Origin of the sequence: Sporosarcina cascadiensis, from assembly GCF_009650995.1 — a bacterium.
Taxonomy (GTDB): Bacteria; Bacillota; Bacilli; order Bacillales_A; family Planococcaceae; genus Sporosarcina; species Sporosarcina cascadiensis.
Map to the genome: position 1 here is coordinate 1 of NZ_WHVV01000007.1, position 16,031 is coordinate 16,031.

Sequence of the window (16,031 nt, forward strand, 5' to 3'; positions counted from 1 at the left end):
TGTTTGGGGGGGGGAGGGGGGGGGGGGGTGAGGGGGTGAAGCTTTTTGGGTAGAAAACGAAACTGGAGGCCGAATGTGTATTATCATGTGATTATGCGGGGCAATAACCGTGAGAATATTTTTAAAACGCCGGAGGATATGTATCATATGCTGCGGATTATCAGTCATGCGCACCAGAAGTTTCGCTTTTCTATGGCTGCTTTTTGCATTATGACGAACCATCATCATCTCTTGATCAAGACGGAGGATGAGCTGTCTCGTATTATGAGTCATGTTAACCGGAGATACAGCGATTATTATTCAAGGCATTACAACCATGTTGGCAGAATTTATCAACAGCGCTATCACCCCATCCTGATTGAAAGCCCTCAGGGTGCCCTGGCCGTCAGCCGTTATATTCATCGAAATCCAATTAAAACGCAGACGCCGATGGTCAATGATCTCATAGATTATCCATTCAGCTCCTTTCCTGTCTACGCCGGCCGTCAAGTTGTGGGGTGGGACTTTCTGGACACGGAAACATTGCTGTCATATATGTACCCGCCGGCAGTAGCATCTCTGCAAGAATACACTGATTACTGCCTGGCAGAACTGGAGGAGGAAGTAGAAGTGTGAAATGACTGAATAGTGTTCAAATTGTGTGGCGCACAGGCACCGAGAAAAAGGCGGATAATGCACTCGAAAAGCACCAAATAACAACTCCCAGTGACTTAAAATAGCTTCATTTGCATAGATACTCCGCTTTGTTCGTCCTCTTTCCTTATATAACCCATCTTTTTGAAACCCTTCATTCGTTTTTTGGACATTGTTAACAAAGTGGGAACTTTTCGGTCTATATAATCGTAGACGCGTACCTCCTGTTTATTCTCGTGTTCACGGTGCAATCTGCCAACGTATTGGGTGAGACGGCTTTGCGCAGCAAATGGTGCGGCCAGGAATAATGCATCCAGTCTTGGAAAGTCAAAACCTTCTCCGATAAATTTGCTTGTTGCGATGATTAGCAGCTCTTCATGTTCCCCCAACTCCTGAATCAATTTCAAGGACTGTTGTTGTTCTTTTTTCTTCAGGGCTCCGTTCAAGGTGATGATATTCTTGGCGAAACCTTGGAACATATCCGTCATGATATTCACATGGTTTACCCGTTCGGTCATAATAAGCGGGGTCATTCCGTCTTCGAGCGCCAGCAGGACATCGTTGAAAATCAGTTGATTGCGCTTTGGATCTACTGCTAATTCATCATAAATTTGCTGAATGTTTTCATTTGCGGTCTGATAATTAGTGAATCTTTCTTTCACAATGTGATGAAACGGGCGTAGAAGTGACTGGTCTGCTGTGTCAGTTTTAAAGAGAATCGGTCCACATTGCATAGTAAGAATCGGATGGAGCCCATCTTGTCGTTGGGGTGTTGCGGTAAGTCCGTAAACATATTTTGCGCGGAGCATTTTCATTAGTTGCTCGGCAGTAAAGGCGGGCACAAGATGGCATTCGTCGACGATTACCTGGCCGTATTGTGTGATCGATGGATGGATACCATTAGCAGTCAGTGTTTGTATCATCGCTATATCGATTTTCCCCGTTGCCGTCTGCCTGCCGCCTCCTATCATTCCGATTTCCTTTTTAGGAACATCCAGAAATGTGGATAGTCGCTCCACCCATTGGCTCTGCAGCTGTTTTCGATTGACGATGATCAACGTATTAACCTTTCTTTCGGCAATTAGAGCAGCAGCCGTTACCGTTTTGCCGAAACCGGCAGAGGCAGCCAGAACTCCGCAGTCATGACTCATTAATTGATCGAGTGCATCTTGTTGCTGAGGTGTCAGTGTACCATGGAACTCTGAATTAATTACCGAACCGGTATATCTTTCATCCTGCCAATCAAGTTTTAAACCCATAGAGACCGCTAGCTCCCTGACCGCTTGTTCGCTGCCTCTTGGAAGAATCAAATGTCCGGTATTCTGATCGAAACATTCTATCCGCGCCGGGATGTGATAAGTCGCGCGGCGCTTTGCCTTTGCTTTATAATATTCGGGATTTGCGAATGAAGCCAGACCTTTCAGCTTTTCCATCAAGTGTTCAGACAGTTCGTCCAGTGCAAAATGAATACCATTCTTTTGGACTGCTGTTATGCGGTCTGAATGTGTTTCTGTATATGTATAAATGGGGGCAGATAAAAGAAACAGTGCTCTTTCCACTGTGATTCTGTCCATTTTGACTGCTGCAGACAGATATGCCCATTGATCTTTGAATGGCTGGAAATTCTCTGCAATGAATTCGCTATTTTGATTTGCACGAGCATGGGGCTGAAGTGGCAGAGCGATCAAGTTTCCCATACTATTGGCGCTGGCCAGAAAGTCTTGGCTTGGAAACAACCGGTCAAAAGACGACAGTCTGCTGGATGTCCGGATACGTGTCTGTTCGATTAAAGACTTGCCCAGTTTACGCGCCAGGGAAGCAGACAGCGCTTCGGAAAAGAATATCCATACGTGAGCGCCGTTGCCCGATCGCGAGCGTTCGATGCTGTAAGGAACAAGCGCTTTCCTGCAAGTAATCGCAAAAGAAAGAACATCCTCCTGCCAGTTCCCTTTATCAAAATCAACAGCTAAAAAGCGACAGGAATGATCTTTTAGCAAAGGATACACACCCACCGTGTATTTTCCGCTCAAATGATCATATACTGCTTGATCCGACAAAGGAAGATAGGTCTGGTTTTCGAGAGCTGGCCTGTAACCGGGAGTGCCGTCATCCGAAACAAAACGCTTTGCAAAAACATCCGGCCGACCTTGGAAAAATTCGCGGAACAGACGGACCTTTTCAAGCCTATCCGATTCATTTGTCACTAATTCAGCAGAATTTTTTATTTGGAAATCATGCTGAAGATTGATAATCGTTTGTTTTAAATAATCAATCTCAGGATGGTCATTGCACTTTTGTTGGTAAAAGTCCAAGGCGAGCCACTCCTTTAAATAAAGTGAAAAGCATTCTGTATATTGTGGTCAGTATACCTAAAATTGTCTCTCAATATCAATCAACAGCCGTTTATCACTAGAAAGCTAAAAGTGTTAAAGAGGTCAAAAAGCCCCTTCGCCATTTTTTTGGCAAGAGGATTTTTGAGTGAGTTGTCTGAATAGTGTATGAATTGTGTGGCGCACAGGCACCATCAAAAAAGGCACCAAGAAAAAACACCGCCAAAAAGGAGCGGGGGGAAAAAACATCAAAAAAGGCCTTCAAAACTTCTCATCCTTCGGGCTTTTCAACACACTGCCGATCCAGTTTTTCTTCTTCAGGTAAAAATAAAGACCCCAGGTGGAGAGGAAGATGATGAGGAGGGAGGCGATGTAGCCGTATTTCCATTTGAGTTCGGGCATGATTTTAAAGTTCATTCCCCATAAGGCTCCCCAGGCGGCGACGGGGGTGAAAAGCATGGTGATGACGGTCAGTGTTTTGACGATTTCGTTGCCGCGGTGGGAGGAGATGACGGATTCCAGGTCGATGAGTTTGCCGATTTCTTCGTCGTATTCCCGGATGGTCTGGCGGCATCGCTGCAGACGCCGGCATGTGCGCTGGTAATGGATCCCATTCTGTACGCTGCTGCCGAATGCTTCTTGTGCTGCCTCCCGGATGGCGATTACCGGGATGAGGAGATTTTTCCAGACGAGAATTTCGTGGCGGTTGTCCAGGATTTGTGCGAAGACCGGTTCGTCATTTTTCATTTTGATCCGCCAGAGCAAGTCATGCATACGGTCTTCAAATAACTCGATTCCCTGCAGGAAGGAGGCGGTGATTTCACCGAGCAGGACCATAAAACCTTCGATGGCATTTTCAGCGTTCTTCATTTGTTTCTTGAGATTTTGCTGTGAAAGACGCGGAAGGGCAGCTATGTCGATACCGCATGTCAAAAGCGTGTCCGCCGCGACAAAGTAGTGGAGGATTGTCTGCTCGTTACGGATTTCGGTGTTCTGAGAATAAATGAAGGAGCCCCACATCGACTCGCAACCGATTTCGGAAGTATCCATCTCCAAATTACTGTTTAATTGAGAATGAATTGATTTTGCCCAGCGTTCTCCTGCTGACGGCATGTCACGGCATGCGGCAATTTCCTGTGGAGAGGCCGTGTCCAGACTGATCCATTTCCAATGTGCATGTTGAAATACAGGCTCAAGCATCGGTGCGCCTCCCTTTTCTTTTTACCTTGTCTCATTTAATAGGAATTTATACGTGACGGCTTGGGAAGAATATCGGAAAAGGGGGAATGGCTGTGAAGGATTTTCTGTTCATGATTTTATATGGCGTGATTGTCTGGCTGGTCATTGAGATGGCGGTAGTGCTGTTTATGAGTACAGGGCTGAAGAAGACGATTGCGAGGTTCCAGGTGATTTCGATGCTGACAGGAACGGGCTTTACGACAGACGAATCATCGCTGATCATCGACCATCCGATTCGACGCCGGCTCAGTGCCGCAGTGATACTGTTCGGTTATTTCTCCCTTGCAGTCATTATTTCGTCGATTGCTGCACTGCTTGTAAACGATCTAAAAGTCCGGCTGCTGGCCATTGTGATCATCTTGCTGGTTTTCATGATTTTGGTATTGCGGACACGTATCGTATTCCGATTTCTCGAAAGAAAGTTCGAGCATGGAATGGACGAGCAGTTTGAACTCGAAGACTGGCCTCTGAAAAATGCGCTTGAGCTTGGAGAACAAGACGGTGTAGCGCTGTTGCTGATCGAGAAGGATTGCGAGTTCATTGGAGAACCTTGCCGCCGGCTAATAAAGAAAGAAGATGACGTGCATGCGCTATTCATCCGAAGGGGAGACAAGGTGCTCCGGAAAGGATTGTTTGAGGAAATACTGCAGACGGGAGACCAGATACTTGTTTTTGGGGACAGCGCACTGATTGAAAAAAAGTTTTCAAAGTTGCTGACGAAAGACAATGGATTTACTGAGTAAGAAGGGTCGAATAAAAACAACCCTCTATCAGTTGAGCAGAGGGTCGCGAATTTATTGTTGGTGAATCAAATAATATAAATCTTCTCTACTTCCTCTTTCGGCAATGGCTTATTGAAAAAATAGCCTTGCGAGACATCGCAATTGCGGCTTTTTAAGAAATCCAGCTGTTCCTGAGTTTCTACTCCTTCAGCAATAACTTCTTTGTTTAAATTATGTGCCAGCGTAATAATGGCATTGACAATAATAGTGCCGCTGTCATCTTTCAGAATTTCACTGACAAAGGACTTGTCAATTTTGATGTAGTCGATCGGGAAGTTTTTCAAGTAGTTCAGAGAGCTGTAGCCAGTCCCGAAATCATCGATGCTGAGCCCGACGCCGAGTGATTTCAACTGTTTTAGCACCTGGATAGAATAGTCATATTCCATTGCCATATTTTCCGTAATTTCAATCACAAGATATTCCGGGCTGAGCATGGTCCGCTCCAGCACATCTTCAACAAAAGTTACAAGATTCGGTGTAAGAAATTGCTGGGTAGACAAATTTACTGAAATCTTGACAGGCGACATACCGTTATCTTGCCATTTCTTGTTTTGTATCGTCGCTTCTTTGATTACCCATTCCCCGATTTGTGTAATCAAACCGGTCTCTTCTGCTAGTTTGATAAACCGCGCGGGAGATAGTAATCCCAATTTTGGGTGCTGCCAGCGAATCAGTGCTTCAAAACCAATCAGCAGACCCGTCTTATTGTGAATCTGCGGTTGGTAATACAGCACAAATTCTTCTCTGTCAATGGCATCCCGCAAGTCCATTTCAAGTGCGGAGTTTGAAATCATTTCATCCGATAAATCGTCCGTGTGTATGATAAATTGATTTTTCCCCTGTTTCTTTGCCCGGTACATCGCATTGTCTGCATACACTAACAGTTTCTCCATAGATACGGGGGGATCAGGGGACAGGACGACTCCGATACTGGCAGTTGTAAACAATTCCTTATTCTCGACCAGAAAGGGAGAATCAAATACGTGCAATATTTCTTGTGCTTTTCTAATGCTGTAGTCGGGATGGTCAAAATCAGTCAGCAGAAAAATAAATTCATCCCCGCCCATCCGGGCAAGCAGATCGTTTTCTCCTAGACATTTTGAAAGTTTCTCGCTGACTTTAAAAAGTAATGCGTCACCATAGGAATGACCGAAATTATCGTTGATGATTTTAAAGCGGTCTAAGTCAATGAATAAAAGAGCCATCTGCCGCTGTTTGCCGCTGTTGATTTCTTCTATTATTTTATTGATTTCATTTTTGATGAAACGTCTGTTGGGCAGCGTGGTTAATTCATCATGGAATGCCAAATAGTTGTATTCTTGCTGTAAATGATACCTGGCAGTTATATCACGCAGCTGGCCAAACGCGCCAATCATCTTCTCCTCTTCAAAAATTGGCTGTGCATCAAATAAGCAAATGAATTGATTGCCGTCTGCATCTTCAAATGAAATTTCTTCGTTGTTAATCACCATTCTTTTCTCCAGCACCTCTTTGAAATACTTGCCTAATCTTTTAGAGTGAGTAATATTTATGCCCATCAGAGACTCGCGGCTTTTATCTGAAAGCTTTTCCGCAAACTCATTAAATTCCGTGACTATACCATTTGGATTTGTAATGATAATTCCTTTGCCTGTACGATTCAGCATTATCTGATTCATGGTATCAAGTTTTCTGTTCTGCTTGCGCAGCAGCAGCTCACGTTCGATGGAATCTACTACTTGAAGCAGCATGGAAAGATAGAGTGGATTTTGAAAAGACAGAGGCATCATCAATGAAATACTTCCAAGCAAGTTATTTTCCTCTGTATTGTGAAAAGCAGTGCCGTAACATGCGATGTTATGAAAGGGATAGTGATAGTGCTGATCTCCGATGAGACTGACAGGATGGAGCTGCTGAAGCGCTAAACTTATTACGTTTGTTCCGGTGTCTTCAATTGTAAATTGTGCACCGAGTTTAATACCGAATTGGTCGCTCATGGACTTAATCGATTCATCTCCTTCTATTGAAAGAAGATAGCCATCTGCATCAGAAACAACTACGAGGATAGGGGTGCCTTTTAATGTGTTGAGCAGTTTGTTTGAGAAGTAGTTGATGACAGACAGTATTTCGCTGTAAAATTTCTGTTTGTCCGTGAGTCCTTTTTCCTCTAAAAAGTGTATGGGAGATGAAATTGTATTAGGATCCATCCCAGACTTTCTGCACAGTTCATTGGATGCGGCAATATAATGTGGGTTCTTCATATACAGATGGACCTCCTTTGCCCTTTATTAAGAAGTATATGTGCAATTCCTCACTTGATATTACTTGTCGTGTATAGTATGAAAGTTTTGTATGATTAGTTTATCATATATGTTACTAATGTATGTAGTGAAATACGCTGTTTTTTGATACGAATTTGACTTTTTTTGTTGTTGAATACATTGAATGTCTCTATTATCAATAATCTGAAATTTAAAGCCATGTGAAATCAAGGTTCTGGCAACTTGATTTCACGCGGCTTTTCATTTTATTCAGTTATTATTCACGTTTCATTTCTTTATTCGTGCAGCAAAAAAGCGTCGGGAAAGTGGAGTCATTCATCTGAAAGATTATCGTCCTGCTTTACTTCTGTCAGCCTCTCCCGCAGTTTCTTCAGCAAACGCTCCCGCCGCTTCTTGACGCCTGCTACGGAGATGCCGAAGAAATCCGCGCAGAATGTCTGCGATTTTTTCTCAGTGTAGAGCATCGATAATAACTGTTTTTCCTCTGCGTAGAGCGTCTTCAATACGCTGTCCAATTCGGGAAACCTGTCTTCTTCCATTGAATAACTCTCCATTAGTTCTAGTGTCTGATCGTCAACAGGGGCCTGCCGTTCACTATAGCGGTTTTCTTTTTTCATTTCATCCAGCATGGCGCCGTAAATCGAACGGTAAGCAAAGGGCGTGAAATTTCCTTTGTCTTTGTCGAACCGGCTCCACGCCTGCCATAATGCAATATATCCAGCCTGACGAAAATCTTCAAAATCACGATAAATATTCAGTTTTCTAATCACTGCAGAAATCATTGGCTCATACTGTGCGGATACATCGTCAAAATTCTCCATAAATGCGACCTCTTCAGGCCGTGCACGACGCGTTTGTATTCCCTGGGTGACTTCATCATAGAGAGAGCGGATAGAAAAAACGAATGTCTGTATTCTAATTTTGAGGTACGTAAAATTGTTGGGGGTACCGGCTGAATTCAGTTTTCTGTCGAAGTTAAATTTTAGAAAGAACACAATCATAGCAGTTGATTTCGCAGGTCATTTCCAGCTGTCGGAACCGGCTTGTCTGAAAGCAAGGAAGAAAACTCTATATCTAAAAAATATTTCACAAAATAGATAGACTATTTAATTTATTTAGGATATGATAGGTAAAATAGAAGGTTAAAAGTCATAGTTCAAATTATGTGTATAAATGAAATGAAAATAGTAAAGGTGGGCGGAGTTGATCATAAAGTGCTTTCATTTGTGGTCGGCTTTCTTGTTGTGGCTGTAAAGGAGGTGAGGTAATTTGTATGTAAGCGCAGAAAAAATCCCCGAGTGTTGACAGTCCTCGAAGACCCACTCGGAGAAAATCGATTGGAGTATACCAATCTTGTTTTAGTATACTCCTTTTTTATTGAATTCCAAAGCTTTTCAAACAAAAGGAGGAAATTAAAATGAAAATGTCAAAGAATTTTATTATTTCAAAGGGAACGGCTGTTATCTACCCAGAGTATACGGAGGACGGGGTATTGCAGTCAGTTGCGATGGAAGGCAATGACTTGCACCGTGTTCAGCAAAAGCCTACTGATGTCATAGATAGAAATCTCCGCTATTATGGTTCCAGCCTGCGTGGTGCGAAAGACAGCGCCAAAGTCATCCTGGGTGAAGTGTTTATGTCGCCTGCATTGATCAATGAAATACTGAACATCTATTTCTTTCCAAGCAAGTCACCGCATAAGCCGGACTGTATCTGGTTTGCGCTCTATCACATCCAAAGCTACATAGAAATCGACGCGAAACGAACTTGCGTCACCTTCATCAACGGAGCTAAATTTAAGGTAGATGTCAGTTATTATTCATTCAACAGCCGTTACCAGACTGCCTGTAAGTTCAAAAATTTAATAGATGGAAGAACCAATCAACTGATGATTAATGAGATGAATCATTCCGCTACGTATCTGATTATGAAGGACAGGTCGAATCGGAATTTTGGCGTAAAAGAAGAAGAGTAAGAAGTTTATAGCAGCGGATGTGGAATGCGTGGGTTGTCGTAAGTAAATGGTAAAGGCTATTTACTTTCATTGGATAATATTGTATATTTAAAACGATCAATATGAGTGACACATTTTAAATAAATCCGAGGAGACTATTTATGAAGAAAATTATTAAATCCATGACCATTTCCGCATTCGCTGTAACTCTTTTAGTAGCGCCTATCCAATCAACAGAAGCGGCCACGGCTAAATATAAAAATTGTACAGAGTTGAACAAAGCTTATCCGGGCGGTGTCGCGATGAATGCAAAAGTTCGGAACAAAGGCGGTAAAACGAAGTACAAGCCAACTGTATCGCCTAGTCTTTATAATCTTCATATAAAGATGGACCGCGATAAAGACGGGATTGCTTGTGAACGGTAATTCGATTAAGCAGGATTTTTTATTCAATAATTTATAAAGGCACAAATCATATCGCGGAAGGTCGTATTTCGGACTTTCTGCGATATTTTTGATTTAAGAAGATGTTTGGTTCATTGGATGCACCTCTTAGACCTGAGATTATATAGTCGAAACCCCATTCGCGAAACATTCAATACACTATGTAAATACATAACAATCAGTCTGGCATTTATAGTGAAAACCTGTATAATCGACAGCAAAAGGAGGTAATTGACTATGAAGTTTATAAAACAACTTATTCCGGCTGGTTTAGCTATCATTATAGTAATGATCGGCTTTTCACTGAATGTCAGTGCTGCGCCGGTATGGCCGCATGCAGATGATGTGAAGCCCGATAAGACATGGAAAATTTCATTTAACAAGCCTGCGGATCGATCAACTGTCAGTAAGGATTCTATTTATATTACCGATTCGAAAGGGGCATCGATTTCGAATGTAATTACCTTCATTAATTCTGATGAAACTGTACAGATTTCGCCGCCTTCGGGAAATTACCGGGCAGGAGAGACGTACACGATACATATTACGCAGGCCGTCAAAAACCGTAACGGGAAAGCATTGAAGGAAGGCATTACTAAGACATTTACGATTGAGAAGATTACATATGATTTGGTGAATGTGCAGACGGACGGGACAACAGCTGTTGTGCGGAAGTTCAATAGTTTCGAAGAGGCAGCCGGCCAAATGGCATCAAATCAGGCGGTATTAAAATCGGGGACTATCATCTATATGCCGTCGGGATTAGTGTCGACGAAGTCCGCGAATGGAAGCTCGCTGACGATTCTTTATTCGGACAAATCATTGAAAAGGGAAGTTACTTATGTGCCTGCAGATACGGAGCTGCTGTACGTGGACTCAACGGATGGGTATGTCGAGGTTGAGCTGGCGGGAATCCGTTATTATATTAAGCATGATAACAGCCGGTTGCTTCCTGGCCAAACGATCAAAAATCGTTCGCACTATTATACTGCGAACGGCTCGCTCTATCACTCGATTTATTCGCATAATGCGGGGACTTCAGGTGTCTATGAAGCCGGCTTGGCACCGCGTTTCATGCGAGACGGTGTAGATTATTACAGCACAGACGGCAGTCACTTTACAAATGCTGCGGGTCAGCAAGTCGGCATCGCGCATCAATATTTCCAATACTTGCCGATGCGCAGTGAAACGATTTACACGGCTGAGGAACTGGACGCTTATATTCTGGAGAAACTGCAGCAATTGGAGAATACTTCAGCCGCCATCTACAAAAACGCTTCTGTGAAAAGTAAGTTGATCGGGTTAGGTTCCGAATTAAAACAATATGAGAAAGAATATCATGTCAATGCGCTGCATATTTTAGCCCTCGCGCAGAATGAAAGTCAATACGGCATGAGCAACTATGCACAGAAGTATAATAATCTATTCGGATTGTATGTGAGCGATGACAATCCGGTTAAAAAGGAATTTAATACGGTCGGTGATAATATCGAAGAGTTGATCAACGCTTTTTTGAACCGAAACTATTTGCCGCCGGCCGGCAGATATGCAAACGGGACAAACTTTGGCAATAAAGCGGTTGGCATGAATGTGAAATATGCTTCCGATCCCTATTGGGGAGCTAAGAATGCCGGACATATGTATCGGATTGATCGGGCGCTGGGCGGTAGAGAGCTGGCCAATCAAGCCAAAATCGGATTAACAAAAATTGATGATATTCCATTGAAATTCCGCCGTGATCCAAGTACGAGTCAGCCATATGTCTACAGTTATCCTAAATCCGGCATGCCTGTAATTATCCTGGATGATCAATTGGCAGAAGCTCCGTGGATAAAAGTGCGTTCAGATTATGTGCCATATGATGAGCTGTTCGTACATGGGAGTTATGTCGTTCGTTTGGAATGGTGAGTGGGGTATAGAATTTATGTCGAGCGAAGATAGTAAAGTCACGACGGGGAAAGCCTTAGCCAGCCGGGCGTGAAATAGAAATGAAGTATGATTAACGGAGTTGTCAGCAGACGTCAGAAATGATGTTTACTGACAGCTCTTTTTTTATTTCAACAAGGCTGGCAGCGAAAGCGCGCGAAAGTGCCGCTGAACCGAGCGTAAGTTAGGATTGAACGAACCAAAACCCCGCAGCACCGCTCGTAACGATAGCATTCCCGCTCCAAAGCAGCCGGCGCACGAACCAAAGTAGTTGCTCACCGCTCCAATCGTTCTCGCTTGTCGGGTAAAATGTATGTATCATTTTTCTCCAAATTGACATCTATTACTCTCCCGTCATATTGACAGAAAGTAAAGATTTGGATAATATTAAGTAAGCACATGTGCCTAACGAATCATTTGAATAATGACAACTAAAGATAGATATTTATATAAGGGGGTTGGACTAAATGAGGAAGCTGCTACTGTTGGCTGTTTTATTGGGAAGTACATTATGTACGGGGAATATGGCGGTGTTTGCGGCGGATGACTGGCAGCAGGCAGGTGCGCTTGCAGTTGAGATGGATGACCGGACAGGTGCGGTTGTTGAGGGAAGTTTCATTGCAAAGTCACCTCTTGCTGCTGCAGAAGACGTCGTTCAGCTGGATCGGTTTGAGGATTTGGCAACATACGTTAAGACGCAAACAGAACAGTTCAAAGATACTGTACAAGTCAGCTATACAGTTGCCAGTCCTAGTGGCTTCGACGCCGCCTCCCATTCAGAAGAGCTGAAACAGCTTTTACATGACGTGTTTAATGATGGATCTTACATGAGCGGGACCATTGCGGGCTGGGGTACGCAATATAGATATTCTTCCGGTCAACAGACGCAGGTGAAGCTTGTGCTTACATTTACTTACCGTCACACATCAGCACAGGAGAAAGAACTTACCCGGCAAGTGATAGAAATTGCATCGGATATCAGTATAGCTGCGAAAACGGATTTTGATAAAGTGATTGCGGTAAATGATTTTATCACGCGAAATTATTCGTATTCATTCGATACGAAACTGACTCCGCACAGTGCTCATACCATGATCACTGAACAGCAGGGGGTCTGTCAGGCATATGCTTTGCTCGCGCAGCGTTTGCTGCAGGAACTGGGTGTAGAGGCTTATTATCAGACGGGTGAAATTATTGGCGGCGAGCTGCATGCCTGGAATAAAGTCAAAGTGGACGGAAAGTGGTATAACCTGGATACGACCTGGAATGATCCTCTCGCTGATCGCAAGGGCCAGACGCGGTATGAATATTTATTGGTTTCCGATAAAGTGATGAATGAATCCCGCACGGCCGATGACTTGGGACTGCCTGCCGCAACGAGTACGAAGTATGATGTGCTGCATACCGGGAGTCCTTACACGACATTTGGTGCGTATGACAAGGAACTTGTATATGTTTCGGTATGGAAATCTACTGTAGAGGGCCAAATCATAAAAGCGTACAACAAGCAGACGATGCAGCAAGTAAATAGTCCGTTTAAGATAGGACGTAATCTCGTCGCGCATAACGGTGATATTTATCACTTTGGTCCTTATAAACAGACGAATTTGTACATGTGGAACGGGAACAGGCAGCAAGTCGAGCTAGTGGATGAAGGGACGTTTGATCAGCTGTACAAGCAAGGAAATACTCTTTATTACCGTGAAGCAGAGACAAAGAACATGCGGGAGCTGCAAATGTCAGCGGAAGATGGGACGCAAACGGATCAGATCGCAGCCACAGACAGTTTAATAGGAGAGCTGAATGAATTCTCACCTGATTTTGAAAAAGCACTCGCAGCTGCTGAAAATCGATTTAACCAGCTGAGTGCGGAAGACAAATTGCTGGTGAAAAATAGCGCTTATTTGCAGCAGATGAAGAGTCTACTGGCACAAAAAGCGGCAGTGTCAGTGACTTATCAGGAGTATAAAATATGGATGGCAAATCTTACAGCAGATCAGCCATTGAAAGAATGGGTCATTACATTCAGCGGCGCACTGGGCGATACGGCAAATGCGCCTGTCAGTGTAATTGACCAATTCGGCCGGACAGTTGATGGAATTACTAACAGAACAGCCGACAATAAAATGTATGTGACGCCGAGCCGGCCTTATCATACTGGGCATACGTATTATATTGTTATTGATGAAAATCTGCACAGCGCCAATCAAGTAAAATTGAAGCAGGGTGTGCTGGCATCGTTCGTCATTACCAATTGAAACTCACTAAAGGATTCCTTTGAGAAGTTGTGAAAACAGCTTTTTAGGGGATCCTTTTTTTAATGAGGCCAATTGAATAGCAAATCTTTTACTAAAAACTATTTTAATGTTAAAGTACTATACAGAAAAAAACGGAAAGCAGTGAAAGTATGAAATTGACTAAGAAAACGATTGTGACGAACACTGTGCTATTTGTATTCATTATAGGTTTTGTTGTAGGTTTCGGTGCAGCATTCGGCAATGAAAATATTTTGATCGGTGTGTCGACGATCACCGCGATGCTGATGCTGCTGGAACGGGACTTGACGAGCCACCCTGCTGGCAACACGATGAAATTTATTGTGCTGAATCTGTTCATTGGAGTGGCGGCGTTTCTGACTGGTTTCAATGTCTGGCTGGCAATTCCTATTAACTTTGTCGCGATGTTCATCATCAGTTATTCCCTGTTATTTAATTTGAAAAATCCTATTTATTTACCATTCTCCCTGCAGTATGTATTCCTGTTAGCCATGCCGGTGGCTGCTGATCAAATGCCGCTGCGTCTGGCTTCGCTTGTATTCGGTGCACTTGCGATTATGGGGGTGCAAATGCTTGCGAATAAAAATCGCGTGACGAAGAGCGGAGATAAAAAAATTCAGGTAATCTGTACATCGTTGATTGAGAAAGTAGAATTGCTGAAAAAATCGGAGCCCCATGAAGAAGTGTCCACCCAGATAGCCAGTGAAATCAGCGGCTTGCGCAGTATGATCTATGATAAGCGTGAAGAGAATTATTATTTAACGGAAGAGGGAAGTTTGAAGCTGAATATCTCCGTTGCGCTTGAGAAAATTAATCTGCTGCTTGACGCGGCGGCTGCGGAATATGCACACCATCCCGTTTTAACAGATACGGTTCAGTGCATTCATCTGGCGCAAAACAGTTTGCAGGACAAAGAAATGATGGTGGCATTTGATGAGTTATACGATCAGGTGCTGAAAAAATATAAAGCAGAGCATACTCATGATTTATTTATCCTGGAGATGCTGAATCAGATTGGATTCCTGAGGACCAATATGCATGAATTACAGGCTCTTGGCAAAGAGCATTACTATGTCGTCAAGAAGCTTGAACAGATTCCGAAGAAATTTCAGAAATTGTCGATTACTGAAAAACCGGGCCATACGAATTCCATTAAGCTGTCATATGCGATCCGGATGGCATTGGCGATTACGATTTCAGGATTTATCATCGACTACTTCGACATGCCGGAGAGCCGCTGGATGCTGTTTACCGTTCTGTCTGTCATCATTCCGCTGTATGAACAGTCCCGCAAGAAAATGCGTGACCGAATTTTTGCGACGATCATCGGCGCGGCGGCAGTTACGGTGTCGTTCCTGATAGTTCAAAACCATACAGCCCGCTCTGTTTTACTGATGACAGCCGGTTATTTGATGACTTATGTGAAAGTATATCGCTACAATACGATTCTTGTGACATATTCCGCCATCGGTTCCGTGGCGCTCGTAACGGGAGCGGTGCAGGTGCTGACGGTCGAACGTGTGCTGTTTGTAGCTGCGGGAGTGGTGCTCGCCTTGCTGATCAACAAGTTCGTGCTTCCTTATAAACTGGAAGATGCGAATGAAGACCTGTGGGCAATGTATGAAGACACCGTGCAGGAGATGGCGGTTGAAGTGCAAGACAAAGCAGCGGGCGGGGGAAATGCCCATGCCATCAAAAACCTGCTGCTCATTTCCAATATGATCGAGGAACGCCTGAAGATGAATAATCAGGCAGCGCCGGAACGTGCCGGAGTTGCCTGGCTTCAGCATCAACGCCGGATAGCTGTTACGCTTTATGAATTATACGGCTGGATTGACCGCCACGATCTGCAGGATTCAAGTATTCCTGTAGTTACTTCGAGTCTGGAAGTTTTATTGAATAAAAATGCAGGGGAAGAAAGCTCGTCGGCGGCAATTAATAAGCTTCATGCTGCAATCCAGGCAACACCGCGAATGGAAGAACGCATGATGCTGACGATGATTTTAGAAGCGATGGAGGAAATGAAGAGTTTGAGAGTGCTTTTGCAGTGATTTTCTTCATTCAACCTGTATTCAAACCATTCGGAATTAACTTACTTAGTACTAAAGGTCCTCTTAATTAGTGACTTTATCTCCTGTTTTAGGTATACTCCTTTATGATTATAAAGTTCGATTAAGCATAAAAAAC

General features: G+C 43.6%; 12 protein-coding genes. 7 read left to right on the forward strand and 5 right to left on the reverse strand.

Going from position 1 to position 16,031, the window contains the following annotated elements:
- Positions 1-45 precede the first annotated feature (45 nt).
- The gene (locus tag GDZ68_RS08935) at positions 46-615 is read left to right on the forward strand and encodes a transposase (RefSeq protein WP_153721946.1); all 570 of its coding nucleotides are present in this window, start codon (positions 46-48) and stop codon (positions 613-615) included.
- A gap of 95 nt (positions 616-710) precedes the next feature.
- Here GDZ68_RS08935 and GDZ68_RS08940 read toward each other — a convergent pair whose 3' ends face one another.
- The gene (locus tag GDZ68_RS08940; RefSeq protein ID WP_153721947.1) at positions 711-2,945 is read right to left on the reverse strand and encodes a DEAD/DEAH box helicase; all 2,235 of its coding nucleotides are present in this window, start codon (positions 2,943-2,945) and stop codon (positions 711-713) included.
- A 279-nt stretch (positions 2,946-3,224) separates the two neighbouring features.
- The gene (locus GDZ68_RS08945) at positions 3,225-4,163 is read right to left on the reverse strand and encodes a magnesium transporter CorA family protein (RefSeq protein ID WP_153721948.1); all 939 of its coding nucleotides are present in this window, start codon (positions 4,161-4,163) and stop codon (positions 3,225-3,227) included.
- Positions 4,164-4,255: 92 nt separating this feature from the next.
- Between GDZ68_RS08945 and GDZ68_RS08950 the strand changes: the two genes are divergently transcribed.
- Complete coding sequence (locus GDZ68_RS08950) at positions 4,256-4,945, forward strand: hypothetical protein (protein ID WP_153721949.1); 690 nt, start codon at positions 4,256-4,258, stop codon at positions 4,943-4,945.
- 65 nt (positions 4,946-5,010) lie between these two features.
- Here the strand turns inward: GDZ68_RS08950 and GDZ68_RS08955 are convergent, their stop codons facing one another.
- Together GDZ68_RS08955 and GDZ68_RS08960 are read right to left on the reverse strand one after the other, a co-directional pair.
- Complete coding sequence (locus GDZ68_RS08955; RefSeq protein WP_153721950.1) at positions 5,011-7,224, reverse strand: EAL domain-containing protein; 2,214 nt, start codon at positions 7,222-7,224, stop codon at positions 5,011-5,013.
- 332 nt (positions 7,225-7,556) lie between these two features.
- Positions 7,557-8,066: a sigma-70 family RNA polymerase sigma factor gene (locus tag GDZ68_RS08960; protein WP_153721951.1), complete on the reverse strand. Its 510-nt coding sequence runs from the start codon at positions 8,064-8,066 to the stop codon at positions 7,557-7,559.
- Between the two features lie 596 nt (positions 8,067-8,662).
- Here GDZ68_RS08960 and GDZ68_RS08965 point away from each other — a divergent pair.
- From GDZ68_RS08965 to GDZ68_RS08975, 3 genes are all read left to right on the forward strand, one after another.
- A complete protein-coding gene (locus GDZ68_RS08965) occupies positions 8,663-9,220 on the forward strand; it encodes a competence protein ComK (protein ID WP_153721952.1) in 558 nt (185 codons plus the stop codon).
- 140 nt (positions 9,221-9,360) lie between these two features.
- Positions 9,361-9,624: an excalibur calcium-binding domain-containing protein gene (locus tag GDZ68_RS08970; RefSeq protein WP_153721953.1), complete on the forward strand. Its 264-nt coding sequence runs from the start codon at positions 9,361-9,363 to the stop codon at positions 9,622-9,624.
- Positions 9,625-9,879: 255 nt separating this feature from the next.
- Positions 9,880-11,550, forward strand: a complete 1,671-nt coding sequence (locus GDZ68_RS08975) for an N-acetylglucosaminidase (RefSeq protein WP_153721954.1) — start codon at positions 9,880-9,882, stop codon at positions 11,548-11,550.
- Positions 11,551-11,752: 202 nt separating this feature from the next.
- Here the strand turns inward: GDZ68_RS08975 and GDZ68_RS08980 are convergent, their stop codons facing one another.
- Positions 11,753-11,908 carry a hypothetical protein gene (locus tag GDZ68_RS08980; protein ID WP_153721955.1) on the reverse strand — a complete coding sequence of 52 codons (156 nt, stop codon included), beginning with the start codon at positions 11,906-11,908 and terminating at the stop codon, positions 11,753-11,755.
- 127 nt (positions 11,909-12,035) lie between these two features.
- Between GDZ68_RS08980 and GDZ68_RS08985 the strand changes: the two genes are divergently transcribed.
- Together GDZ68_RS08985 and GDZ68_RS08990 are read left to right on the forward strand one after the other, a co-directional pair.
- A complete protein-coding gene (locus tag GDZ68_RS08985) occupies positions 12,036-13,826 on the forward strand; it encodes a transglutaminase domain-containing protein (RefSeq protein ID WP_153721956.1) in 1,791 nt (596 codons plus the stop codon).
- A 149-nt stretch (positions 13,827-13,975) separates the two neighbouring features.
- Positions 13,976-15,895 (forward strand): FUSC family protein, encoded by a 1,920-nt coding sequence (locus GDZ68_RS08990; protein ID WP_153721957.1) that lies wholly within the window; start codon positions 13,976-13,978, stop codon positions 15,893-15,895.
- The last annotated feature ends 136 nt before the right edge of the window (positions 15,896-16,031 follow it).